This is a genomic window from Candidatus Uabimicrobium helgolandensis (genome assembly GCF_041508025.1).
Classification (GTDB): Bacteria; Planctomycetota; Uabimicrobiia; order Uabimicrobiales; family Uabimicrobiaceae; genus Uabimicrobium; species Uabimicrobium helgolandensis.
Window position 1 is genome coordinate 5,709,234 of the sequence record NZ_CP165719.1, and the last position, 24,170, is coordinate 5,733,403.

Below are 24,170 nucleotides of genomic sequence, written 5' to 3' on the forward strand. Positions count from 1 at the left end.
ATGTCAAAATTAGAATTTTCCCCGCAAGAAATGAAAAAAATGGGCTATCAAGTCATTGATATGATCGTTGACCATTGGACTAATTTTCCGCAAAAAAGAGCGGCAACAACAGCTTCCCGTGGTGAAATGCGTAAAAAATTATCTCAATCATTTAGTGAAACTCCTATTCCCTTCGAAGAAATGCTCTCTATACTACAAAGAGATGTATTTTCTAATACTTTAAATTTAATGCATCCAAAGTTTTTTGCTTACATTCCAGGTCCCAATAATTTTATTGGCGTGCTTGCAGAAGCTATGGCCGCAGGATTTAATACATTTTCAGGAACATGGCTCGCTTCGGCAGGTCCTAGCCAAATAGAATGGGATACACTACATTTTTTGTGCAAGCAGTTAGATCTACCGGCTTGTGCAGGGGGGATTTTTGTAAGTGGTGGTTCTGCGGCAAACTTAACAGCTCTTGCCGTTGCGCGTAAACAAAAGTTAAATAATCATATCAACAATGCTACAATATACTACAGCGACCAAACCCACTCCGCAACAGATCGCGCCCTGACAATTCTCGGATTTCACGATAAAAATATTCGCCGCATTACTAGTAACAATAGCCACGTTTTATGTCTAGACACATTAGAACAACAAATAAGTGAAGATAAGCAAAACGGCGACAAACCTTTTTGCATTATAGCGAACTCTGGAACTACCAATACCGGAGCCGTCGAACCGTTAAATGCGATCGCTGATTTGTGCAAAAAATACAAGATGTGGTTCCACATAGATGGAGCTTACGGAGCTGCTGCCGTCTTGAGTGATCAAGGAAAAAAGCAACTCAGTGGCATTGAACGCGCCGACTCGATAGCGCTTGATCCTCATAAATGGCTATTTCAACCATTTGAAATAGGCTGCACCATTGTCCGCGATGTAGAGCACCTTAAGAATACTTTTCAAATCCTGCCAGAATACCTACAAGATGCGCACAAACACGACAAAGAAATCAACTTTTGTGACCACGGTATCCAGCTAAGTCGTAGTTTTCGCGCGTTAAAACTATGGCTTTCTTTGAAAGTTTTCGGTCTTAAGGCTTTTCGCGAAGCCATAGATAGAGGATTCTTTCTTGCCAACTTTGCTGAACAGCAAATACAAAAAAATCCACAATTGCAGCTCATAACTAGTGCACAAATGGCGATTTTAACTTTTCGCTACTACAAAGAAGGCCTCTGTGAAGAAACGCTGAATATTACGAATAGTGCTATTGTAAAAAAAACTATAGCAGAAGGAGTAGCTATGGTAAGCTCCACTGTTCTCAAAGGAAAGACAGTATTAAGATTTTGCACTATAAATCCACGTGCAACAGAAGAAGATATCAGCGAAACATTAGGTAAATTAGTAGAATATGGAGATGAATTTTAGTCAGCACTACCGACGACTTCCGTTTTTTTCACACCAATAAAATCAGTTGCGAGATCTTAGCTAATTATGGACAAAGACAAAATAGAAAACATATGGAAAAAAATAGTTCCTGATTTCGAAAATTCAAACCCAAGTGCTACTTATAAAAGTATTGATCTCGAAAAAGGAACAATTACTTCTCAAGAATTGCCTCTAATTACTCTCACAGGAGGACCAGTTGAGATTGAGAACACACTTGATCAAACAGTAGGTCAAAATGTCGTATCAGGTGATCATGAAAATAAAACTAGAGGTACATTGACTTGCGAATATAAATCAAATGAACCTATAAAAAAGGAGACATCAGCATCTACTTTAAAGTATGGTTCGTATGAAATTGATGGCGATTTCGATGTAGATCCCTCAGCAGAAACCTTAAATTACGAATTACTAGATGAAATTGCGCGCGGCGGTATGGGAATAGTTTTTAAGGGAAAACAAGTTAGTCTGCAACGCGAGGTCGCGATAAAAAAAATTAAAGATACAGGAGAAGATTCTATAAAAAAAGATAAGTTTATTTCTGAATCTTTAATAACGGCCTATCTTGATCACCCTAATATCGTACCAGTTTACGATTTAGGAAAAAATAAAAATGAAGAAGTCTTTTTGGCGATGAAGTTGGTTGGTGGCACAGAGTGGAAAAATTTGCTTAATCCAGAAACAAAAGAAGAGGAAGAGTTATCTGACAAGTATGATATAAAAGCTCATCTTAGTATTTTAATTAACGTTTGCAATGCGATTGCTTATGCTCACAGTAAACAAATTATACACAATGACTTAAAACCTTCTAATGTAATGGTGGGAGAATTCGGTGAAGTATTGGTTATGGATTGGGGTATTGCTGTAGATATTCGTACGAAAGAAGAACGTTCTGCAATAGCGCTGCACCGCTCAATGGTTAAGTCACCAATGGGAACTCCACATTATATGCCGTGGGAATTAGCAGAAGGATCTGGAAAAGATATTGGACCGTGGACTGATGTTTATCTGTTAGGAGGAATTCTCTGCCACATTTTAACGAAAAAACCGCCTCACATGGGGGGAATAGTTGAAGCTCTCGTTTCAGCTGTTACTGGAAAGTTACCAACATTTCCTAGTGATATTCCAAAAGAATTACAACAAATATGTCATAAAGCGCTTTCAAAAGAGATCACAGAACGCTATCAAAATGTTGGTGATTTCAAAAGTGCTATAGAGTCTTATCTCCAACACAGTGAAAGTCTTGTTATTTCGGAAAAAGCGCGCAAGATACTTAACAAATGTCTGGAAGTGAAACAGCAATTGTTGACGGAAAGCGAACGAAATGACCTGTATACTAAGTTTGCACAAGCCGTATCAGGGTTTGATCAAGCTCTTGATTTGTGGAAGGAAAATGAAGAGGCTATAAATGGACAAAAAGAAGCAAGGCTTTCTTATGCGAATGTAGCACTTGAAAATGGAGATTTTGGCTTGGCAAATGCACAAATTTCTCCTATTGCCAAAACAAATGAAATTAGAGAAATTAAAACTAAAATAAATAATGCCCAAAAATCAAAAATGCAAGCTGAGCAAGCGGCAAAAAGATTACGCGGTATTGTATATGTAGCTATTGTTCTTATTATTGTTGGATTGACCGTAGGTTTTTTATTGGTTAGTAAAGCGCAGTATGAATTGGCTGCGCAGAAAAAAACGGTTGAGGTTCAAAAAAACGCTATTGAATATCAGAAGGATGCGATTACCAAACAACTCGCAGAAATTAGCCTCAAAAAAGCAGAGGGAGCATACAAAGAGTCTTTACTTGATAAAGAAGAATTAAATATAAATAGTTACATGAAACAAGAACGAGCCTACAGGGCTTGCGGTGCTTATGCAGGAAAAGCTCTTCGTTACATAAACGAACTAGGAGAGTCAAGTTATATTAAACAGAAAAGCACGGCTTTTATAAAGTTAGCTCTGCAAAAAAGAAAAGAAATTTGGAGATCTCCAACATACGGATATGCACAAGCAGTTAAATTTGTGACTTTTGTTCCCAATACACAAATTCTTAGCTCTGTTTTTGAAGATGATCAAGTAAAATTTTGGAATTACAAAACAGGTAAGGAATTTCTGAAGTTCGCAGAGTACACACGTAAAACTTTCGCAATAGCTTTTAGCTCTGATGGCAAAACAGTTGCTTGTGGAGTAGCAAAATACAACGATGAGAAAGAGCAGTACCAAAACTGTACAATAGAACTACGGGACACAAGTTCTGGTAAAAAGTTGAATACTTTTACAGGACATACAAAGCCAATTAAATTAATTGCATTTAGCGCAAATGGTAAGTTTCTAGCTTCAAGTTCAGGAGAAAAAATTCTAAGGTTATGGGATGTCGAAAAAAATATAGAACTTGCCAAAATTAGTGATCATTCTGGTACAGTAAATTCTATGACTTTTTCTCCTGATAGTAAAATTCTAGCGTCTGGTTCGGATGATTCTATTGTTGTATTGTCAAATGTTCGTACTGGAAAAGTGTTAGCGAAATTTACAGGTCACTCGAATGCTATAACCTCAATCAAGTTTAGCCCAAACGGACAACTTCTAGCATCGTCTTCAAAAGATAAAAGTATAAGGTTATGGAATGTTAAAACAGGAGAAAAAATTACTACGTTGTCTGGGCATACAGACGCTATTAACTCTTTAGCATTTAGCCCTGATGGTAAAGTTATTGCCTCTGGTTCTTCAGATTCTACAGTGAGATTGTGGAATATCAAAATCAGTAAGGAGTTTGCAAAAATAAATGACCATATCGCAAGCGTAAATTCGGTGGATTTTAGTTGTGATGGAAAATTTTTGGTTTCTGGCTCAAGTGATGGAACAATAAGATTATGGAATACAAATACCTATAACCACCATTCAAAAATTCGCGGACATATCGATACAGTTCGCACATTAGCATTTAGTCCTGATGGAAAAATTTTGGCTTCTGGTTCTTCAGATAGAACAATAAGGTTGTGGGACACAAAAACTGGTAAGGATCTTGCTCAATACAGTGGGCATGTGGGTAGTGTAAATTCGATTGCATTTAGTCCTGATGGAAAAATTTTGGCTTCTGGTTCTTCAGATAAAACAATAAGGCTATGGGACACAAAAACTGGTAAACATACCGTAAACGCCTACAATGATAAAATCAATTCTGTAGCATTTAGCCCTGATGGAAAAATTTTGGCTTTTGGTTCTTCAGATAAAACAATAAGATTGTGGGATACTGAAAATCATAAAGATTTATCTATAATAGATGGACATACTGATGCTGTAAACTCGATTACATTTAGTCCTGATGGAAAGACTATTGCTTCTGGTTCTTCAGATACGACGATAAGGTTGTGGAATATTAAAACAGGTAGCCAAATTTCAAAATATACCGGGCACGATTATAAGGTATACTCTGTAGTGTTTAGCCCTGATGGTCAAAAAATTGCTTCAAGTTCTGGTGATGAGTACGGAAATTACAGTACCATAAAATTATGGGCATTAGATTCTAAGGAAGAAGTAATGAGTTTTGCTGGGCATTCTTACAGTATTTATTCCATAGGGTTTAATCCTGATGGCGCAACTCTTGTTTCTGGGTCGTACGACACCACAATAAGACTGTGGGACGTTAAAACGGGAAAGCAACGTTCAAAAATTACTGCGCACAATGATAGAGTGTATTCTGTCTTATTTAGTCCTGATGGCCAAAAATTTGCTTCCGCTTCTAAAGATAATACTGTGAGATTATGGGATTATGCTAGCGGAAAAAAATCTACAAAAATAATACAACTCACTGACAAGATTGATTCTGTAGAATTTAGTTCCGATGGTAAAAAGATTGCTTTTGGAACTCACGACTCGATACTTGGGATGCAAGATGTGTACACGGATAAACCGTTTTCAAAATTAATAGGACATTCAGGGGTTGTCTATTCGGTAACATTCAGCGCAGATGGCAAAATGCTTGCTTCTGGTTCAGGTGAATATAACGATGAAGCTGAAGACGAAGATGAAGAGTATCAAGATTGTAGCGTGCGATTATGGAGTTTAAAAACTCAAAAAGAAATTTTTAAATTTACTGGTCATACAGAACCTGTCAAAACAGTAATATTCAGTCCTGACAGTAAGGTAATTGCTTCGAGTTCTTGGGACAATACCATTCGATTGTGGGACATAGAAACAGGCAAAAATCTATTTGTGATAAATGGTTCATCTAAAAATGTTAGGTCGTTAGCTTTTAGCTCTGATAGTAAATTAATTGCTTCTTCTTGGGATAATATAATAAAATTGTGGGATGCAAAAACAGGTAAGGAAATTACAAGTTTTTCAGGACATTCTGATGACATATCTGCTTTGGTGTTTAGTCCTGATGGTAAAATACTTGCTTCTGGGTCAAATGATAAAATCATAAAGTTATGGAATATAGAGACAAATACTCTCTTTTCTAATTTAATTGGGCACACAAGTTATGTTTTGTCATTGGCATTTAGCTCTGATGGTCGAATTTTAGCTTCTGGTTGTTGGGATAAAACTATTCGTTTGTGGGATGTGGGAACAGGAAAAGAGTTTTTTAAATTTATAGGACATTCTGAAAGTATTAGTTCATTGGCATTTAGTCCTAATGGTGAACATTTAGTTTCTGGTTCTTGGGATAAAACTATTTGTTTATGGGATGTTACTAAAACCCTTACTAAAACAAACCTGTTAGAAAGTAGACAAAAAATAACAAGCCTCTCTTTATTTGACGCTTTAAACAAGAAACCCGAACAGTTGGCGCAACAACTATTTCGCTTAAAAGCTAATAAAAATATGGTACTTGAATCTTATACTCCGGCAAAATTCTTATGGGATTCTTCATTGATAAAGAATAAATAGTGCGATTCTTGTGTTAATGACTAAAAGATTCGTCTTGTATTTGCCTGTTAATTGTAGAAAAAATAAGATAACTGAATTAGGACATTGTCCTTTCGCTTCGTTTTAAATTTACAATAAAGGAACGGTAAAAATGAATAAGTTATGCATTCTGATATTGTTAGTTGCTTGTCCTATGTGCTTTTGTGATGGTCTTTATACTGGCAATGGGTATTATCTTCGAGCTGAATATGGTGGTGGAGACAAAGTAAATGCAAAAGCAAAGAAAAAAGGTGAATGGGAAGACTGGAAATTAGTCTCTTTGGGAAACAATTGGTATGCAATAAGAAGCGTTGGAGGTTACTACTTAAGAGCAAAAAATAATGGAGGAGGGAAAGTTGATGCGTTGAGCCGAAAAATTGGCAAGTCAGAAAAATGGAAACGCGAATCTGTAGGAGATGGTTATTTTACATTTAAAACAAGCGATGGTTATTACCTACGAGCAAAGAATAATGGTGGAGGAAGAACTGATGCTCGCACAAAAAAAGTAGGTGATTGGGAGAAATGGAAGGTCATTAAATAACTTGAAAGTGTTAGGCGTGTCGACAGACCTTAGATATAAATTGCGTAATTCTTTCAAAAAGTTTATACTAAGCCGTGTTGTCTATTAGAATATTCTTCATAGAAAGGTGAGTTATGAACCAAGATCCATTTGTCGGAAAAAAAATCCAAGGTTACACAATTGAATCTAGAATAAGAAGTAGCATCTATAAAGCTGTAGAAGATTTCACTAAGAGAGTTGTTCGTTTAAAAATTGTCCAAAAAAGCGATGATCTTGAAACCCAAAAATTACTTGAATTGGCAACTACTCTAGCAGCAGTAACAAGTGAAGCTATTCCCAAACTCTACACTGTAGTAGAAGACGAAACACATTACTACATGGCTCTAGAGCTTATAGAGGGAAAAACATTAGACAAGTGGTTCGAGGAGCAAAGAAAGTTTTCTCTTGATGAAATATTTCAAATACTATTTTCTATCATGGATGGACTAGACAAAGGACATCGTCTTGGTGTTGTTCATCAGAATATACATCCTAAATCAATTGCGTTGTCAGAAAACAATATTGTAAAGCTAATGACTTATGGTCTTAATCTCAAAATAGGAAAAACAGGCTTTGAGCTAGATGAGATTAAAAAGGGTAAATATGAGCAAGGTAGTGAATTAAGTGTTGATGAACAAGCATTCTACTACTGGTCGCCTGAGCTTTACCATAATAAGCCTCTTGACGCTCGTGCTGACATCTATTCATTAGGTGTGTTGTTTTATTATATGACAACAAACAAATACCCACTTGGCGAAGAACAGGGAATGAAATACTTAAATGCTCTAGACACCGAACAACCTACTCCACCAACAAAGCATAATGAAAGAATTCCGCAACAAGTAGAGCAAATCATTATCAAAATGCTACAAACAAATCCAGAGGATCGCTATCAAAGTGTTTCAGAGCTATTAGAAGATTTTGAAAATTACATGAAAGAACGTAGCAATGACATTCGCTTTGAAGAAAAAGAATACATTGCTAAAGCTTTTATCGCTATGCCATTCATGGAAAAATTTGATACTGTCTATGAACAAATAGAAAGTGCTTGTGAAGAAAACAAGGTACAAGCAATTCGCGTTGATAACATTGTTGATGTCGATAATATTTGGTATGCTATTTTGCGTGAAATAAAAGATTGCGAATTTATGATTGCAGACTTTTCCGGTGATAAGTATGAAGATGTTCCAAATAGCAATGTTGTTACCGAAGCTGCTCATGCCCGAGCCATTGGTAAACCAGTTGTACTTATTTCTCAGCAACCGGAACATATGTTTTTTGATTGGCGTACGCAGCACGCGATAAAATATAGTTTCGAAGAAAAAGATTTAGCTTATCTTAAAAGCAGTCTCTCACGTAAAGTTACTGGATGTCTAAAGTTAGTACAAAAACTAGAAAATGAAGGGACATCTAGTTAAAAAATCGGTAGTTTCCTACGATTATTTGTAGAAGACTACCGACTCTATAACTTTATCTGTTTTTAGATATTGCTATTAAGGGAATAACTATTATTTTGACTAGCGTTAAAGCTCCGTAGCCTAACCAAATAGCATGATTTTGCGATCCTTATATATACTCTATAAACGTTAAGAATTCTTCAAACTCTAGGTCTTTAATTTTTTTTCCATAGTTTCAATTACACTAAGTAATTCATTGTCCTCTTGTGGATTATTAAAATCGAAGGCAGAAACTACAATATAACGATCTTTTTGTTGTTGCCAGTCTATATTGAGAGTTTCTGCTAGAGGATCTTCAACCATAATTACTTTAGAAATGTCGTTATGAATCCAGCGCAAGTCTTTATTGGTAGAGAAATTATTTTCTTTGCGTGGAAATGCGTATATGTGCTGAGTAACATATTCGTCGTAAAGTTCGCCGAGTTTTCTTCTGCATTCTGACTCTCTAGAAAGAGTTAACAATGAAATTGTGGCAAAATTGCTAGCGCAAAATTCAAATAAAGTCTTTAGATGGGGCCGTAATACGGAATCTGGACCACCTAAAATCGTATCATCAACATCCAAAGCTACATGATATTCACTCATCGCAGTTTCCTATCTATTCTTCAGTGGTAATGTCATTACTTTCCGTACCTTCTCTTAACCAAATGGTCTTGTTACCTCTCCACCCTTCTTGGTGTGCATAACCTTCGTATCTATTTGCATGAATTCTCTGTAATTTAAAAAGTGCTACGCCATGCTCTCCCCAATCGGAACAAAAGCTCCATAGGTTACCGTCAAAACAAACATCTGTTAATGCTACGGGGTGAAGGAGGTCTAGATCTTCTGAGCCGTGCACCAATTTCATCTCGTATAGCGTTCCATTTTTTGATACTTCAAAAGTCCCATAGTATTCATAACTAAGAGAGTATTGTTTCCAACGACCGCGCATTTTTTTTCCAAGATCATCTTGCTCTTTCTCTTGTAATCGTTCGATAGTTTTTGCTAAATTTTCAATGGCTTTCAAAGCTTGTTTGTCAGCTTGAGTATCGGCTTTTTTATTGTAAACAAGGTTATTTGTTTTTTTGTGTGTTTTTGGAACAAATTCTAATTCTATGTTCATAGTTGCTCCACATTAAAATGTGTTGGAATAAAAATTGGAGTTATTTGTGGTTTTTTTGTACAATAGGCTCTGTTGAAAAAATTAGAAAACCAACGGGTTGCTTAGCATACCTTAATATTTATTGTACAATTTTTAATGAAGATCTTCTAAAAATTTTTTCAACGATGTTAAATACAATCAATTTTATTTAGGGTGCGAACGTGCCCTACAACCTATTTGGCTTAAATATATAAATATGTCTGAACATATAAGTTATAAAAAATCTAGGTTTTTTACGCGCCTTCCAACAAAGTATATATATACTCCTTCGCATTTTTGGATGTATGAACAGGAAGATAAACAGTGGCGTATTGGCTATACCAAGTTTGCGCTTCGTATGCTTGGAGATATCGTTGAATACGATTTTAGCATGCAAGAAAATGCCCAAATAAATATCGGTAAAGTCATTGGTTGGATCGAAGGGTTCAAAGCTGTTTCTGACCTGTTTAGTGTCGTGGATGGCTCTTTTATTAAACGCAACACCGATTTAGATGAAGATCCATCAGTGATCTATTCTGATCCATATAACCGGGGCTGGTTATATCTTGCAAACGGTAAGCCAGACGCCAATCATTTTGATGTGCACCAATATATAGAGTTTCTAGATAAGATCATCAATAAAATGTTAGAGGAAGGATATGAGGATGAGTAAAGCGCGCTATGTGATGATTGGAGGATTCCTCGGAGCAGGTAAATCCACTTCAATTTTACAAATCGCCAAACAGCTTTCTACGCGCTATAAAGTGGGTCTTATTACCAATGACCAAGGAGCTAGCTTAGTTGATACAGCAACATTTACAGCTGGTGGCTTCGCTGTTGAAGAGATTTCTGGTGGATGTTTTTGCTGTCGTTTTACATCGCTTATGGAAGCAGCGCAAAAATTGCAAAAAGAAACAACACCCGACATCTTTATCGCAGAACCTGTTGGAAGCTGCACAGATCTCATTGCAACTGTTAGCTATCCATTACGGCGTATATATGGCAACGAATTTTCTATTGCCCCACTAAGTGTTGTTGTTGATCCTATCCGCGCTATGCGCATTTTAGATTTACAACCAGGGAAAAAGTTCTCGCCAAAAGTGAGTTATATATATTTGAAACAATTAGAAGAAGCGGATATTATTGTTATAAATAAAACAGACTTATTAGAAGAGCAGCAACTAATATCGTTGCAAAAAACACTAGAAGAACGTTTTCCTAACGCAGAGATAATAAGCGTGTCAGCGCGCCATAGTCATGGGGTGGAACAGTGGATTGAAGAGATGATGAAGCGCGAATTGGGAACGGCAACACCGATGGAAATAGACTATAAAATCTATGCAGAAGGTGAAGCGCTTTTAGGATGGCTCAATTGTAGTGTTAAACTCAAAAGTGATTATCATTTTGATGGCAATGACTTTTTGCAAAAAATATCGCAAAATATAAAAGAAAATTTACCACAAACGGAAATAGCGCACCTAAAAATGACATTACTTCCCGATGGTGGAAATGGACAAATTGGTGTAGTGAACTTAGTGCGCAACGATGGAGTTCCCGAAGTTTCGCAAACATTGTTAGACTATCTAAAAAGCGGTGATCTAACTGTAAATTTGCGTGCCGAAGGTGATGCTCAACTGCTGTATGATACGGTGCAAAAAGTTCTTAGTGAGTACCAGCAGCAAGAGAACATCGAGGTTATTTTTGAACATAAAGAATTTTTTCAACCGAGTGAACCTGTACCTACTTACCGCGATAAACAAGCAAATTAGTGAGATTCTTATGTCTGAAAAAAAAATATTGTATTGCCACTGCGCATATTCGCGTGCTGTTCCCAAAGAAACGAAAATGGAAGTTTTACGCAAACTTTCCGATTGCGGAGCTAATTTTGAAGCTGTACCTGATATTTGCAAACTCTCTGCAGAAAAAAGCCCTTTATTAAAGAAATTTGCAGCAGAAGAAAATTTGCAAATAATCGCTTGCTATCCACGTGCAGTAAAATGGTTATTTACTTCGGCAGACGCTTCACTGGGCGAGCAAAAAATTTGCAATATGCGCGCGCAACAAGCACAGGAAATCATTGATCAAGTAATGGAAAACAAATAGGGAAAAATCATGACAATAACTTTTTATCAAGATGAAGCGAATGATTTAGATAAAAAATATGCCGCTTTGTGTGAACTTTTAGAAGGCGGTCACCACGTTAAGTGTACGGAAGAGACAGAACAGTTGCAAGAAAGTAGCAGTGTTGTCGGTGAATTTTCTGGAAATATTCCAGATAACTTGCAACAGTTATCTTGTCAAGTGATTGACTTGAGTGACACACCACAAGTAACATCAAAACTAGAGCAAGATACAGAGAAACCTTGGAAACCGTGGTTTCCACTTATTGATTACGATCGTTGTACAAATTGTATGCAGTGTATGAATTTTTGTTTGTTTGGCGTATATGGACTGTCGCAAGAAAAAAAGCTAGAAGTACAAAAACCTCACAATTGCAAAACCGAGTGCCCAGCATGTTCGCGCGTTTGTCCAGAAGCTGCAATTATGTTTCCAAAATACAAAGCGGGACCAATCAACGGCGACGAAGTGAGCGAAGAAGATTTACAGCAAGAAAAAATGAAAGTAGACATAACAGCTCTACTTGGTGGAAATATCTACGATGCTCTACGACAAAGATCAGAGCAAGCAAATTCGCGCTTTACCAAGGAACGTGACGAAGAAAGAGCTCTTAAAGAACGCAAGCGCTGTCTGAAAAAACTACAAAAAGATTTAGATATACCCGATGAAGTTCTCAATTCATTGCCAATACCAAAAAACTTGGACATGTAAGAGTATTTGCGTGTTTCAATAGAAAATAGCACAGCCAGAAAGGCAATCACATGCAAAGTAAACCACAGATAGTTCTTGTCGCAGATCGCACCTTAAGCGCTGATTACAAGGTACTTTTCGAAGGAATTTTTGCGACAATGCAAACTACTCAAGTACCTGAATGGGCAATGCGTAGCTTTGTTTCTCCTAAAATTTCCACCGATAAAAATGGGCGCGCTGACGTTGCTCCACTTGGACTGCGAAGAGTAGAGTCGGCACTTATTGATCAAACTCCACTAACAAAAGACGACATTGTTTGCACTACTCCTGAGCGCCTTCCCGATTTGCTAGGGCCGTGGGTCAAAGTTGTTGGGGTAAGTTCCAGTGATCCGTTAGGAAAAGGAATGAGCAATACCACTACCACCAATTTTTGGAAGGGTGAACTCTATACTCGTACATGGATGAATCGCATGATGGATTACATCAAAGAACAGAAGTCTAAATACGGTTATAAAGTAATTGGTGGTGGAGCAGGAGCATGGCAATGGGTACAAAATACAGAAGAAACAGAGCGCCACGGTATTGATGTTGTCTTTGAAGGGTATTTTGAAACCAAAGGCCCACAAGTATTTATGGATCTTCTAGACGGCAAAGAAGTTGAGCCTCATATTTATGAAGCGCAGACATGTTGCAGTTGTGTCGCTCCTCTTAAAGGTGCATCAATGCTCGGAGTTGTTGAACTTTCTCGCGGATGTGGTAAGGCATGTCAATTCTGTACACTTGCTTTCAAAAAAATGGAGCACTTACCAAAAGAAAAAATCATTGCTGATTTAGAGACCAATGTTCGCGGTGGAGTGAGTGCTGTGGTTAGTGGGAGTGAAGATTTTTTTCGCTACGGTGGTTACGGCTCTAAAGTTAGATTTGAAAGGCTACATGAACTGCTTATCGAGATGAAAAAAGTGCAGGGACTGTCTTTCATGCAAATAGACCACGCCAATATTTCTTCGGCTTTGCAATTAACAAACGAACAGTTAAGTGAAGTACGCCGTTTGCTGACATGGGAAAAGCGCAGTGACTACTTATGGGTAAATATGGGTATTGAAAGTGCTAATGGACATTTAGTGCAGCGCAACGGCCAAGGCAAGATGGCTCCTTTCCGTGCTGAGGATTGGGAAGAGATGGTACGCGAAGTCGCGGTACGTATGACACAGTCGGGATTTTTTCCGGTGTTTAGTGTTATACTCGGCCTTCCAGGGGAAACGCCTGATGATATAAAGCGCACTATTGAACTCGTAAAATATTTAGGCACAAAACGCGCTGTGGTTTTTCCTATTTTCCATGAACCAGTACTTATTGATGATCCAAAACGCGGAGTACAATTTAATTTAACGCGCATGCGCGAAGATCACTTGAAACTCTATACCATGTGTTATGAAATCAATTTCAAATGGGTACCACGTCTCTACTGGGATAACCAGCGAGCAGGTGGTGTCGCTTGGTTTAAACGCTCTTTAATCCAAATGTTGGGAAGAGCAGAAATCTTATCGTGGCGAAAACATTTTTCGCAAGCACGCAAAAAAATTACTCGTAGACAAAAAGCTTCGTAGACCAGAATGTTCTTATTAAAGATTTGTCGTTATAAATTGATAAGCACATTCCTGTACAAAAGGGAAAAAAATGTCTGACTCCACAAAATCATTACCAAAACCAGTGTTCGTACAACAAATGCGACCTGTGCAAAAAAATATTCCGCAGTTAAAAGGAGAGCGAGAACATATATGGCGTATTTCCCAAGAATACACCAAAGAAAATAAGGTTGTCTTTCCACTTAGTTTTGAAGATCTCAAGGTACACGCAGAAAAGTTACTAGCCGATTATCATGTCAACCCTGTGTATCGCGATTATACAGCTGTTTTACTCAACAATTCTGCATGCCGCGACATACTAGCGGGTATTCCATTTGAAAGGCGTTTATTACTTTTACCAAAATGCCTGCGCAAAGAAGATAGCTGCAAAGCACCATTTGATGAATTTGGTTTACTATGTAAACATTGCGGACAGTGCTCTATACAAGACTTACAAACAGAAGCTGAAAAACTTGGCTACGCAGTACTCGTTGCCGAAGGTTCACCAATAGTGATGTCCATTATTCAAACTGGAAAAGTAGAAGCTATTGTTGGCGTGAGCTGTTTGTGTGTATTAGAAAGAATGTTTCCATATATGGAAGGTGCCGCAATTCCAGGACTTGCGATTCCACTTTTACAAGACGATTGCGCTAACACCACAGTTGACTTAGACTGGTTATGGGACGTTATTCATCTAACCAGTGAAGACAAAACTTACCGTATGGATCTTGACGGTTTACGCGAAGACATAAAAGCGTGGTTCGCCGAAGAATCTCTTGCGCAAATCATGGGAGAAACCCAAAATAAAACCCAAGAAATAGCCTTTGAGTGGTTGCAAAAAAGCGGAAAACGCTGGCGTCCATTTTTAACAGTGTGTTCTGCGCAGGCTATCCAAGGAACCGATGAGATAAGCGATGATCTAAAAAAATTAGCGGTAGCGGTAGAATGTTTTCACAAAGCTTCCCTAATTCACGACGATATTGAAGACAACGACGCAGTGCGCTATGGCGAAAAAACCCTACACGAAGACTACGGTGTACCTGTTGCCCTTAATGTCGGTGACTATTTAATTGCCGAAGGTTATCGGTTGATAGCAGAGTGCGATATCGACGCTAAATGTAAAAGTGAACTTTTACAACTAGCGATTGCCGGTCACCGCGAACTGTGTATTGGTCAAGGAACAGAACTTTCGTGGATGCGCGATCCTCAACCGCTAAAACCAGTAGCCGTTGTCGACGTTTTCCGCAAAAAAACCGCTCCAGCATTTGAAACCGCTCTACGTATAGGAGCGACATACGCCGGTGCCACAGCAGAAATCCACGAAGTCTTAGAAAAATACAGTGAATCACTGGGGATCGCTTACCAAGTACGCGACGACTTAAATGACATTGAAGGGGAAGCTGATGATATCCACTCAATGCGCTTGTCACTTATTCTAGCAATCGCCCATGAAAAAGCGGTCAAAGATGAAAAACGCCTCCTCGCCGAAGTGTGGACCCAAAAAGCACCAGTAATGGAAAACTGGGAAAAAATCCAAAAAATCATCGAAAAAACCAAAGCCGTAAAACGCGCAACTCAGCTGCTAGAATCTTACAAAGAAGAAGCAACAAATTCTATTCGCAGTATAGAAAATCATACATTAAAAGGCTTACTGCGCCGCGTAATTAGCAAAATATTCAACGACCTAGAGATAAAAGGATGGTGCAGTGAGTTTGAGGCTAGAAATGCTGCAAGTCGCGAGACTAGCGCAGAAACCGTTGCAGGAAGTAAAGAGTCTAATACTTCATTTTCTGTATGATCATCTAAACGAGGATGGTGGCTTTAAAGATCGCTCGGGAAATAGCGATCTTTACTACAGCGTATTTGCCTTAGAATGTATTCACGCTTTACAAGGAGACATCCCAAGGCAAAACATGCAGAAATATTTGTTGTCGTTTAGCGAACTACAAAAGCTAGATTTTGTACATCTAAGCTGCCTAGTTCGCGCTGCGGCAGCAGTGGAAATACAAAACGATCTCGATGGTGAGCGTATTCTAGAATTAATGAAAGAATACCAAGCCGTAGATGGTGGGTTTAACGTAACGAAAGAACAACAATACGGCTCAGCGTACGCCAACTTTTTACTAGTAGGTACGTACCAAGACCTCAACGTAGAAATAGCAAGCGAAGTGCAGAGCGCTATCGTCAGCAACCTAGAATCACTAGTGGCTGATGATGGTGGCTATGCAAATATACCAGAAATGAAAGAAGGAAATGTCACCGCAACCGCCGCGGCGATTTTGGTACTGCGTTCGTGGGATATTCCCTTAGGAAATCACTTGGGGATGTGGCTAATGAACCACTGTATTCAAGGAGGTTTTTGTAATAGCCTAGCATTTCCAGTGCCAGACTTGTTATCAACAGCAACAGCTCTTCACGCTTTGGCGTATTTAAAAACAGATACAAAGGCTATTACCGAGCCAGGGCTTGATTTTGTCGATAGCCTATGGACAAATCGCGGAGGGTTTTACGGCAATTGGACGGATGATATTCTTGACTGTGAGTATACCTTTTATGGACTTCTTGCTTTGGGGCATTTGACTTTATAGATTTTAGGTACAAGGTTTACAATAGTCAATTATCCTCCTGCAAAAGCACATAACTGTCAAGCTAAGAAAGCATAAAATTATACCTTCTTAGCTTGACAGTTATGTGTTTTCCTTCTATTAATGCGGGTGGATGTTCGCCGTCAGTTAGAAAGTGATTCGCGAGGTTATATTAGAGTGCATGAGTACTACCAAATTTGTGAACAAAATAATTTTCATAAGCGTGAAGACCAATTGCAGCTAAGTAGTTATTTGCACTTTCAAGATGATCCGGTGCTCAAACACATTGTAATTCTCAATCCAACTTGGGGAACGGATGCGGTATACAAAGTTTTGGACAATTCCTGAAGTAAACAGAGCTTTAGAAAAAATTGTTAGTCTTGGAAAAATTTCCAAAGCAACAGAGAACGTAAATTATTTTATAAACGAGGCGACATATCTTTTACCTTGCAGGAAATTCAAAGATTGGCTAAGGGAATTATCGCAAAAAACTAAGTATTTGTGGATGAATATTTATAGTCTTGCGCCCATAAAAAATGATTGCAAAAAATGCAAAACAATTGTATCTTAGATAAGCAATCCTAAATTAGGGAGCGTCGACATTTACCTTCCTTATAATTTTGATTATTTTAGAGATTAGTTTTGTTGTTTTTTAGTTGCAGAGTACTATTTTTCACCTTCAAAATATTTCAACTTCTAAAATAACTCGCATTATATAAAAACCTAAATGCCGGCACTCTAGGTAATCAGAAGACTTCAAATTGCAATTTCCAATAGGCTAAGGTAATCTATGGACGATCAAATTTTTAATCAAAGCTCTTTAGCAAAAGCTATTTTCGAACCAAATAGCACCACCGAAAAGCTAAAATTTGGGCACTTGGAAATTTTAGAAGAGCTCGGTCGTGGCGCAGTTGGCATTGTGTATAAGGTTTTGCAAACAAATCTCAATCGTATTATTGCGATTAAAACCATGGAGAAGCGTTGTTTGTCAAAACAAGACATTGCGCGTTTTCGTACAGAAGGCAAAATAGTTGCAAAACTCACCCACCCCAATATTATTCATGTTATTGATTTCCAAGAAACAGAAGATGCTTATTTTCTATATATGGATTATATTGATGGCGAAACTTTAGATTTATATTGGAAAGATCACAAAATAGGGTGGTTGGAAATGGCTGATCTCCTCAGGCAAATCTGCGAAGCTATTGGACACGCACATAGCCGTGACATTGTTCATCGTGATTTAAAACCTTCTAATGTTATAATGACTAAAAAAGGTCGCCCGTATATTATGGATTTTGGTTTAGCAAAAGTGATGGGAAACCAAAATCGTTTAACACAAATGGGTGCAATCATGGGAACGCCAGAATACATGCCTCCAGAACAAGCACAAGGTGGAGATATTGATCACCGTGCTGATATATATTCTCTTGGTGCTATTCTCTACGAAGGATTATGTGGACAGGCTTGCTTTTCAGCAGCAACTAGTCTTGCTCTTATTATGAAAATCGTCAGAGAGGAACCTATTCCTCCGAAAGAAATCAATATCGATGTTCCTGATGAATTGCAAGATATATGCTTAAAGGCTTTACAAAAACAAAAAGAAAATCGCTATCAAACAGCGGAAGAGATGGCTAAAGATCTCCAAGCCTATCTTGATGACGCTACAGAATACCATAAACCTCTTGTCGATATTTTTGAAGAAGAGAATAAAAACTCTTTTCGTGCTAGCCAAATACAGAAAAAAAGACGTCGTGTAAAAACAAAACGCTATCCTCGTACGCGGAAAATTTTTCCATCGTCTCAAGTTGATGACCCAGAGGATGACGATAAAGCTATTACCACAAATAATGGCAAAATTCCCGAGTTATCACAATCGCAAATGGGTGACTTAACATCAAAAGATATGCGCAAAATTAAAAATGCAGCAAGCCGAAGATCACGCCAACATCGGAAACGCAATAGCCAAAAATGGTGGCAAATTATATCTGTGGCGGTGATTGTTGTTATTGTGTTGGTGATATTGAATCAGTAGTTTTAATCATTTATTTTTGATCATAGAATTGAAACAATGATACTTTCTTCGAAATTTGGTGTAACAAAACACAATGATGTAACGGTTATCAAAATGCAGCGTTCATTATTTGGGCAAGATCTTTTGCACGCCTACGCATTCATGTATAAAGATACTCTTATTGATACCGGAACTGATTACAGTTCTACTTTGTTAAAGCAACTTGCACAGCAACAACAAATCCAAAAAATATTCCTTACCCATCACCACGAAGACCACAGTGGTTCAGCGCATTCATTTAATATTCCTGTTTTTTCTTCAGCAAAAACTGCGCAAATCATGCGCAAAGGTTTTAAATTAAAATTTTATCAAAAATTACTGTGGGGAAAAATGCGTGTTTGTGAATGCCAAACATTCAGTAACGAAAACACTATTGGTAATAGTATGGTCAAAATAATAGAAACCCCTGGTCATAGTGACGACCATGTTGCCTTTTTTCTTCCACAAAAAAAATGGTTGTTTAGCGGTGATTTGTTTATTCATCAGAAGATAAAATATTTTCGACGCGATGAAGACTTTTCAAAAACTATTGATTCACTACAAAGCGTATTATCTCTAGACTTTACAACTCTTTTTTGTTGTCATTACGGAATTGTTGAGCAGGGAAAAAAAGCATTGCAAAATAAATTAGATCATCTATTACGCATCGAAGACAAAGTCCGAACACTTCACGCCGAAGGACTTTCCATAAAACAAATTTCACGTAAATTAACAAAGTCAACATCTGTAGTCATTACCTTTGGGGATGTCTCTACAAACAATTTGGTATATTCTATTTTACACGGCGCTAGACCACGCAAAGATATCCACCACATCTTAGAAACGACTTCTAAATAAGTAGGATTTTGATATCATGGAAGACCTTTTTACTCCTATTGACAAACCAAATGAACCGTTAGCTGCGCGAATGCGTCCAAAAACATTAGACGATTTTTATGGACAACAACATATTGTCGGTCCTGGAAGATTGTTACGTCGTGCGATACAAGCAGATCAGCTATCTTCGGTGATCTTCTATGGTCCACCAGGAACTGGGAAAACAACTTTAGCGCGTATTATCGCTCATAATACCAATGCATATTTCATTGCGATTAATGCTGTTCTTGCAGGAATTAAAGATTTACGCGAAGCGATAAAAGAAGCGCAAACACAACGTGAAATTTATTATAAACGAACGATCTTGTTTATCGACGAAGTTCATCGTTGGAATAAAGCCCAGCAAGATGCTTTATTACCTTGGGTTGAAAATGGCACAATTATACTAGTAGGTGCTACCACCGAAAATCCCTATTTTGAAGTAATTAAACCTCTTGTTAGTCGTAGTCGTCTATTCCAACTACAATCTCTGACTTCCGAAGATTTAAAACTAGTAATAGAACGCGCTATTTCTGATCCAGAAAACGGTTATGGTAAACTAAGTATTACCATTGATCCCAGTGCTTTATTGCATTTTGTAAAAATCAGTAATGGCGATGCACGTAGTATGCTCAATGCTTTAGAATTAGCGATAGAAACAACATCACAAAACGAAAAAGGTATAATTCATATTAATATGGAAGTTGCCGAAGAGTCGATTCAGAAAAAAGCTGTCCTTTACGATAAGGAAGGTGATGCGCACTACGACACGATTAGTGCGTTTATTAAGAGTTTGCGGGGCTCTGATCCTGATGCTGCTCTGTATTGGATGGCACGTATGGTTTATGCTGGCGAAGATCCAAAGTTTATCTTACGGCGTATGATTATTTTTGCGAGTGAAGATGTAGGAATGGCTGATCCTTCGGCAGTAAATATCATAATGTCGTGCGCCCAAGCTTTTGATTACATCGGTATGCCCGAAGGACGTTTTCCATTATCGCAAGCAGCTATTTATTTGGCGACAGCCAAAAAATGCAATTCTACTTTGGGATTTTTTGATGCCTTGAAGGCAGTAGAAAATGAACAAGAAGGAAAAGTTCCCAATCACTTAAAAGACCCTAGTCGCGATGCGGAAGGTTTTGGACATGGAACCGGATATATGTATCCTCACTCGTATCGCGATCACTGGGTAGCACAACAATACTTGCCAAGTTCATTGCAAGGACGTATATTTTATGAACCTTCTGACCAAGGTTACGAGCAACAAATACATAATGATGTTCTAAGGCGTAGAGAAGCACAGTTAGCAGCAATTACTGAAAGACAGAGTTCGCCAGAAATTCTAACCTTTACAGGAAAAAACATTCTTTCGCAAAAAGAACGCTGGCTACAAAGAACTATCTCGCAAACAGGTCAATTATTCGCTACGATTCGCAATACTATTTTTATGCATCTTAATTTGCAACGTCACTCTTGTGTCTTAGATCTCAATGCTGCCACAGGTCTTCTTACTTGGGAAGCAATGCGCCAAGTACCAGAAGGAGGAGTGTGGTCTTTTGTCTACCAGGAAGAGCATTCAAAATTGTTAGAACAACAATCACAACGGCTTTTAGAAATCGAACGCCCGATTATTTGGAATGGACAGTGGCAGACATTTCACAAATGTTACAAGGAAAATAAGTGCGAGGTAATATTTGATGCGATTATAGGTCGCAACCCATTTACAGCTGGCGAATGCACTCGTAAAACAGTATCAAATCTTTTAAGTACAGTCAGTAGTGAATGTCGTGTTTCTATTTCGCAAACAGTACCATACTATACACCGCGTATATATACTTTGCTTCGCGACAAATTGACTAAAAAACTTTATGACAAGATAAGTAAAATAGAAGAGAAAATATATGACAATAAACAAGATTCTATGGTGAATTGGAACGAAAACGATTTAAAAAGCGCTTGGGAAAAGAATGGTGTTTGTGAGATAGAAATTGAACTAATTGAGCATGCAATGGACTTATTTCTTTCTCCACAAATTATTAACAATTGGTTTGAAGAAAAAAGTACAGAACACAGACCTAGTTATGGGCAGCATTTAAAAAAGCACCTTACTGCAAAAGAATTCCAAAAAGTAAAGCAGTTGATCCAACAAAACTTGACAAATAAAGTAATTCCATGGTCAACTAGCGTTGTATATATATACAGTACATAGTTTTAAATTCAACTAGGGCCTGTCATCATTCAAAGTATTGTCTATTTTTTCGAGCCCGAGCCCGCTTGCGAGCCCGATCTCGTCTAGCAATTTAAGTCTTACGTTTTTACTTGAACTTTGACCAAACGAGTAAGCATTGCTACAACTCGCAAAAGAAGTTCTCGTCCGTTGGCCAGAAGATTTTGTTTTACTAAGTGACCTGCCAAAAGTATTTACCCATTGGCATTTTGTTCTTTAATTTTCTAGCTTTGTTGCTCCTCTGTTACGCAGCTACGGCTGCGCGCCTTCGTCGCGCCGCGCTATAAAAATAAAGCCCTGCATTCAACGGGTAACTACTTTTGTCAAGTCACTTAGTTTTAAACATCGACAGATATCAATAATAGAAGCACATTCAGTAGCAGATCGGCGAGCAATTATATAAAAACGAGCTTTCTCGGCAGAACTAAATTCACCAGCGCCTTCTGCTATATTTAAAGAAATCGACAAAGCAGCACGCTGGAGTTGATTAGAAAGGTGAGAGTGGCCTTTTGGTAAATACTCTACAATTTTATGCGCAAGGATAAGAAATTGGAGAGCTACTTGATAAACATCAAGACGTTCATGATCGAAACGATTCATTATAACCTCATTTATAAGATTTCGGAAGCGGGCTAGGGCTCGGAAACGGGCTCAAAACGTTCGATCGTATAATAACACGAGGCAACGACATCTTTAGCGAAGATCAATTGAAAAAAGTATTGCTATGGATATAATCTCTTAAAAAGGAGATTGTTAATGAGGTATTGTGTCCTGAGAGATGATCAATGGAAAAAATTAAAACCGTTATTATTAGGAAAAAAGACAGATCCAGGTAGGACAGCAAAAAATAACAGATTATTTATAGATGCTATATTATACAGATATAGAGTAGGTATTCCCTGGCGCGACTTACTTGAAAAATTTGGAGATTTTAGAGTAATCTAGACCTACCGGTGGGCAAAAAAGGGAGTATGGGCAAAAATATTCAAAGCATTATCAGAAGATTCGGATAACGAGTATGCGATGATTGTGCGCCTGAGAGCTTACGAAAGACTGTTGAGAAACCATCTGAGACTACCAGATGCACTCAATCCGAGGGTGAAAGAGGTAACTCTTTGATCTGAAAACTAGGATAAAGTAGCCTTCAAGTAATTGGGAGGTCGAAATCGTGAGAAAATAGACCAACTCTGCTAGATCCAAGCAGAGAGGAGCGAGAGTGAGATTGGCATTGGCATGGCGAACAAATGTGAACAGCAAACGCCTCGTTACGTATGACAGGCCAAAGGATCTGGGCCTGAACCAAAATGGTATAGATCAACAAGAACACAGGCGGATCATTTCTGTGTTAGTAGTTCTTAGATCTCGGGGTACAGGCTGCACCTAACCCAAATCGTATGGCGCAATTTTGTAATTGCGCCACTGATATATCACTGTCATTTACTCTTTGTTTTTACCGTGTTTGTAATATAATTTTTCCCCACACATTCTCTTGGTCCAAAATTTTCTGTTCTTTTCCTACGGAAATAACAAGCTTATCACTATCTACTTGCGTTACAAGAGCATACTTATAACGCTTCTCTTCCTTATACACAACGACATCCCCTGGCATGAATGAATACACCCAGCGCCAGACAAAAACGAGCGAGTCTTTTTGAATTATGGGGCTTATTTTAGCTGTTTTTATGCGCATAAAAAGCCCACACGTCCAAATAATAGCGATTATGGTAATTGGTATCACCCAAGACTTCCAACTTAAAAAACTTTTTTTACAATAGGTTAAAAACTTTCCTTTTGCGCTAGCAATCTCTTCGCCTAATTTTTGTGGATCACCAAATTCTTTTTCTACCATTTTCCACATCTCCTTTTCACTCATTTTGTTGACATTTTTCGCGTTTATGATTTCATAAAGATGGTCTTTGAGTTCATTAACAACTCGTTTTTCATCTTTATAAAATAGATTTGCTGCTTTCATTACTTCTTTTAAATAGGAGTCCATTTTATTCATGATTTAAACCTAATACTAAACGCATACCGTGAACAACTTCTAGCCAAGTATCTTTGTTTTCAGCAAGCATTTCTAATCCTGCGTCCGTAATCTTGTAATATAAGCGTTTACGTCCATTCTTTAAGATTTTTTCATGAGAAGCCTCAATGAGTTTTTTCTTTTCCAAAGAATAAAGCATTGGATATAAAGTTCCTTGTCCTAAGACAAATATATTTTCACTTTGTTTTGCTAACTCGGTGGTTATTTCATAGCCGTACATTGGTTTTTTTGACAGCATATGCAAGACGGACGTTCGCATACATCCTTTTAAAAATTGTGATCTTGAATTCATATTTTTTCTCATTTATTAACTATTGTAATGTATAACATAGTATTCAATGCATAGTATAAGGGCCATATAATTTTTTACAAGTAATTTTATAGTTTTTTGGGAATTGAAAATTGGAAAAAAACAGCTATAGCCTAGATAAAATGGATTAGATTCTAATTAAACTCGTGGCCATTTTTGTTTTTTATAAAAGAGATGTC

At 37.8% G+C, this 24,170-nt stretch carries 20 protein-coding genes and 1 pseudogene; 16 read left to right on the forward strand and 5 right to left on the reverse strand.

Annotated elements, in window-relative coordinates; genetic code table 11:
* The 4 genes from UABHE_RS21080 to UABHE_RS21095 all read left to right on the forward strand — a co-directional run bounded on the left by UABHE_RS21080 (position 1) and on the right by UABHE_RS21095 (position 8,304).
* Positions 1–1,407 (forward strand): aspartate aminotransferase family protein, encoded by a 1,407-nt coding sequence (locus tag UABHE_RS21080; RefSeq protein WP_372365260.1) that lies wholly within the window; start codon positions 1–3, stop codon positions 1,405–1,407.
* 66 nt (positions 1,408–1,473) lie between these two features.
* Positions 1,474–6,309: a protein kinase gene (locus UABHE_RS21085; protein ID WP_372365261.1), complete on the forward strand. Its 4,836-nt coding sequence runs from the start codon at positions 1,474–1,476 to the stop codon at positions 6,307–6,309.
* Positions 6,310–6,439: 130 nt separating this feature from the next.
* A complete protein-coding gene (locus UABHE_RS21090) occupies positions 6,440–6,868 on the forward strand; it encodes a hypothetical protein (RefSeq protein WP_372365262.1) in 429 nt (142 codons plus the stop codon).
* Between the two features lie 113 nt (positions 6,869–6,981).
* Entirely contained in the window at positions 6,982–8,304 is a 1,323-nt protein-coding gene (locus UABHE_RS21095; RefSeq protein WP_372365263.1) for a serine/threonine-protein kinase, read from the forward strand.
* Between the two features lie 186 nt (positions 8,305–8,490).
* Here UABHE_RS21095 and UABHE_RS21100 read toward each other — a convergent pair whose 3' ends face one another.
* Positions 8,491–8,928 carry an NIF family HAD-type phosphatase gene (locus tag UABHE_RS21100; protein ID WP_372365264.1) on the reverse strand — a complete coding sequence of 146 codons (438 nt, stop codon included), beginning with the start codon at positions 8,926–8,928 and terminating at the stop codon, positions 8,491–8,493.
* Between the two features lie 13 nt (positions 8,929–8,941).
* On the reverse strand, positions 8,942–9,445 hold the full coding sequence (locus UABHE_RS21105; protein ID WP_372365265.1) for a hypothetical protein: 504 nt from the start codon (positions 9,443–9,445) through the stop codon (positions 8,942–8,944).
* Between the two features lie 235 nt (positions 9,446–9,680).
* On the opposite strand from UABHE_RS21105, the gene UABHE_RS21110 reads away from it, so the two are divergent.
* The 11 genes from UABHE_RS21110 (at position 9,681) to UABHE_RS21160 (ending at position 21,619) form a co-directional block, all read left to right on the forward strand.
* Complete coding sequence (locus UABHE_RS21110; protein WP_372365266.1) at positions 9,681–10,136, forward strand: glycine cleavage system protein H; 456 nt, start codon at positions 9,681–9,683, stop codon at positions 10,134–10,136.
* Positions 10,129–11,232: a GTP-binding protein gene (locus UABHE_RS21115; RefSeq protein ID WP_372365267.1), complete on the forward strand. Its 1,104-nt coding sequence runs from the start codon at positions 10,129–10,131 to the stop codon at positions 11,230–11,232. The genes UABHE_RS21110 and UABHE_RS21115 overlap by 8 nt, the downstream gene beginning before the upstream one ends.
* Positions 11,233–11,242: 10 nt before the next feature.
* Positions 11,243–11,566, forward strand: coding sequence for a hypothetical protein (locus UABHE_RS21120; RefSeq protein ID WP_372365268.1), 324 nt, complete (start codon positions 11,243–11,245; stop codon positions 11,564–11,566).
* A gap of 9 nt (positions 11,567–11,575) precedes the next feature.
* Positions 11,576–12,292 carry a ferredoxin family protein gene (locus tag UABHE_RS21125; protein ID WP_372365269.1) on the forward strand — a complete coding sequence of 239 codons (717 nt, stop codon included), beginning with the start codon at positions 11,576–11,578 and terminating at the stop codon, positions 12,290–12,292.
* Between the two features lie 50 nt (positions 12,293–12,342).
* Complete coding sequence (locus UABHE_RS21130; protein WP_372365270.1) at positions 12,343–13,878, forward strand: radical SAM protein; 1,536 nt, start codon at positions 12,343–12,345, stop codon at positions 13,876–13,878.
* A 70-nt stretch (positions 13,879–13,948) separates the two neighbouring features.
* On the forward strand, positions 13,949–15,694 hold the full coding sequence (locus tag UABHE_RS21135) for a polyprenyl synthetase family protein (protein WP_372365271.1): 1,746 nt from the start codon (positions 13,949–13,951) through the stop codon (positions 15,692–15,694).
* A complete protein-coding gene (locus UABHE_RS21140) occupies positions 15,603–16,484 on the forward strand; it encodes a prenyltransferase/squalene oxidase repeat-containing protein (protein ID WP_372365272.1) in 882 nt (293 codons plus the stop codon). Before UABHE_RS21135 ends, UABHE_RS21140 begins: the two co-directional genes overlap by 92 nt.
* Positions 16,485–16,604: 120 nt before the next feature.
* Positions 16,605–16,829 carry a COR domain-containing protein gene (locus UABHE_RS21145; RefSeq protein ID WP_372365273.1) on the forward strand — a complete coding sequence of 75 codons (225 nt, stop codon included), beginning with the start codon at positions 16,605–16,607 and terminating at the stop codon, positions 16,827–16,829.
* Between the two features lie 442 nt (positions 16,830–17,271).
* Positions 17,272–18,516 (forward strand): serine/threonine protein kinase, encoded by a 1,245-nt coding sequence (locus tag UABHE_RS21150; protein ID WP_372365274.1) that lies wholly within the window; start codon positions 17,272–17,274, stop codon positions 18,514–18,516.
* 36 nt (positions 18,517–18,552) lie between these two features.
* Positions 18,553–19,392, forward strand: coding sequence for an MBL fold metallo-hydrolase (locus UABHE_RS21155; protein ID WP_372365275.1), 840 nt, complete (start codon positions 18,553–18,555; stop codon positions 19,390–19,392).
* Between the two features lie 16 nt (positions 19,393–19,408).
* Entirely contained in the window at positions 19,409–21,619 is a 2,211-nt protein-coding gene (locus UABHE_RS21160) for an AAA family ATPase (protein ID WP_372365276.1), read from the forward strand.
* Positions 21,620–21,940: 321 nt separating this feature from the next.
* Here the strand turns inward: UABHE_RS21160 and UABHE_RS21165 are convergent, their stop codons facing one another.
* The gene (locus tag UABHE_RS21165; RefSeq protein WP_372365277.1) at positions 21,941–22,237 is read right to left on the reverse strand and encodes a four helix bundle protein; all 297 of its coding nucleotides are present in this window, start codon (positions 22,235–22,237) and stop codon (positions 21,941–21,943) included.
* A gap of 156 nt (positions 22,238–22,393) precedes the next feature.
* Between UABHE_RS21165 and UABHE_RS21170 the strand changes: the two are divergent.
* Positions 22,394–22,666: pseudogene (locus UABHE_RS21170) on the forward strand (transposase); the annotation flags it as partial.
* 421 nt (positions 22,667–23,087) lie between these two features.
* Here UABHE_RS21170 and UABHE_RS21175 read toward each other — a convergent pair.
* Together UABHE_RS21175 and UABHE_RS21180 are read right to left on the reverse strand one after the other, a co-directional pair.
* Positions 23,088–23,642, reverse strand: coding sequence for a hypothetical protein (locus UABHE_RS21175; RefSeq protein WP_372365278.1), 555 nt, complete (start codon positions 23,640–23,642; stop codon positions 23,088–23,090).
* Entirely contained in the window at positions 23,635–23,973 is a 339-nt protein-coding gene (locus tag UABHE_RS21180) for a PadR family transcriptional regulator (protein ID WP_372365279.1), read from the reverse strand. The genes UABHE_RS21175 and UABHE_RS21180 overlap by 8 nt, the downstream gene beginning before the upstream one ends.
* Positions 23,974–24,170 lie beyond the last annotated feature (197 nt).

Excerpts from the sequence above, each read along its gene's own strand:
- UABHE_RS21115 (WP_372365267.1), top strand. The coding sequence starts at position 10,129 with ATGAGTAAAGCGCGCTATGTGATGATTGGAGGATTCCTCGGAGCAGGT.
- UABHE_RS21150 (WP_372365274.1), top strand. The coding sequence starts at position 17,272 with ATGGACGATCAAATTTTTAATCAAAGCTCTTTAGCAAAAGCTATTTTC.
- UABHE_RS21090 (WP_372365262.1), top strand. The coding sequence starts at position 6,440 with ATGAATAAGTTATGCATTCTGATATTGTTAGTTGCTTGTCCTATGTGC.
- UABHE_RS21125 (WP_372365269.1), top strand. The coding sequence starts at position 11,576 with ATGACAATAACTTTTTATCAAGATGAAGCGAATGATTTAGATAAAAAA.
- UABHE_RS21165 (WP_372365277.1), bottom strand. The coding sequence starts at position 22,237 with ATGAATCGTTTCGATCATGAACGTCTTGATGTTTATCAAGTAGCTCTC.
- UABHE_RS21145 (WP_372365273.1), top strand. The coding sequence starts at position 16,605 with ATGCGGGTGGATGTTCGCCGTCAGTTAGAAAGTGATTCGCGAGGTTAT.
- UABHE_RS21095 (WP_372365263.1), top strand. The coding sequence starts at position 6,982 with ATGAACCAAGATCCATTTGTCGGAAAAAAAATCCAAGGTTACACAATT.
- UABHE_RS21080 (WP_372365260.1), top strand. The coding sequence starts at position 1 with ATGTCAAAATTAGAATTTTCCCCGCAAGAAATGAAAAAAATGGGCTAT.
- UABHE_RS21135 (WP_372365271.1), top strand. The coding sequence starts at position 13,949 with ATGTCTGACTCCACAAAATCATTACCAAAACCAGTGTTCGTACAACAA.
- UABHE_RS21085 (WP_372365261.1), top strand. The coding sequence starts at position 1,474 with ATGGACAAAGACAAAATAGAAAACATATGGAAAAAAATAGTTCCTGAT.
- UABHE_RS21160 (WP_372365276.1), top strand. The coding sequence starts at position 19,409 with ATGGAAGACCTTTTTACTCCTATTGACAAACCAAATGAACCGTTAGCT.
- UABHE_RS21105 (WP_372365265.1), bottom strand. The coding sequence starts at position 9,445 with ATGAACATAGAATTAGAATTTGTTCCAAAAACACACAAAAAAACAAAT.
- UABHE_RS21180 (WP_372365279.1), bottom strand. The coding sequence starts at position 23,973 with ATGAATTCAAGATCACAATTTTTAAAAGGATGTATGCGAACGTCCGTC.
- UABHE_RS21120 (WP_372365268.1), top strand. The coding sequence starts at position 11,243 with ATGTCTGAAAAAAAAATATTGTATTGCCACTGCGCATATTCGCGTGCT.
- UABHE_RS21110 (WP_372365266.1), top strand. The coding sequence starts at position 9,681 with ATGTCTGAACATATAAGTTATAAAAAATCTAGGTTTTTTACGCGCCTT.
- UABHE_RS21130 (WP_372365270.1), top strand. The coding sequence starts at position 12,343 with ATGCAAAGTAAACCACAGATAGTTCTTGTCGCAGATCGCACCTTAAGC.
- UABHE_RS21175 (WP_372365278.1), bottom strand. The coding sequence starts at position 23,642 with ATGAATAAAATGGACTCCTATTTAAAAGAAGTAATGAAAGCAGCAAAT.
- UABHE_RS21100 (WP_372365264.1), bottom strand. The coding sequence starts at position 8,928 with ATGAGTGAATATCATGTAGCTTTGGATGTTGATGATACGATTTTAGGT.
- UABHE_RS21155 (WP_372365275.1), top strand. The coding sequence starts at position 18,553 with ATGATACTTTCTTCGAAATTTGGTGTAACAAAACACAATGATGTAACG.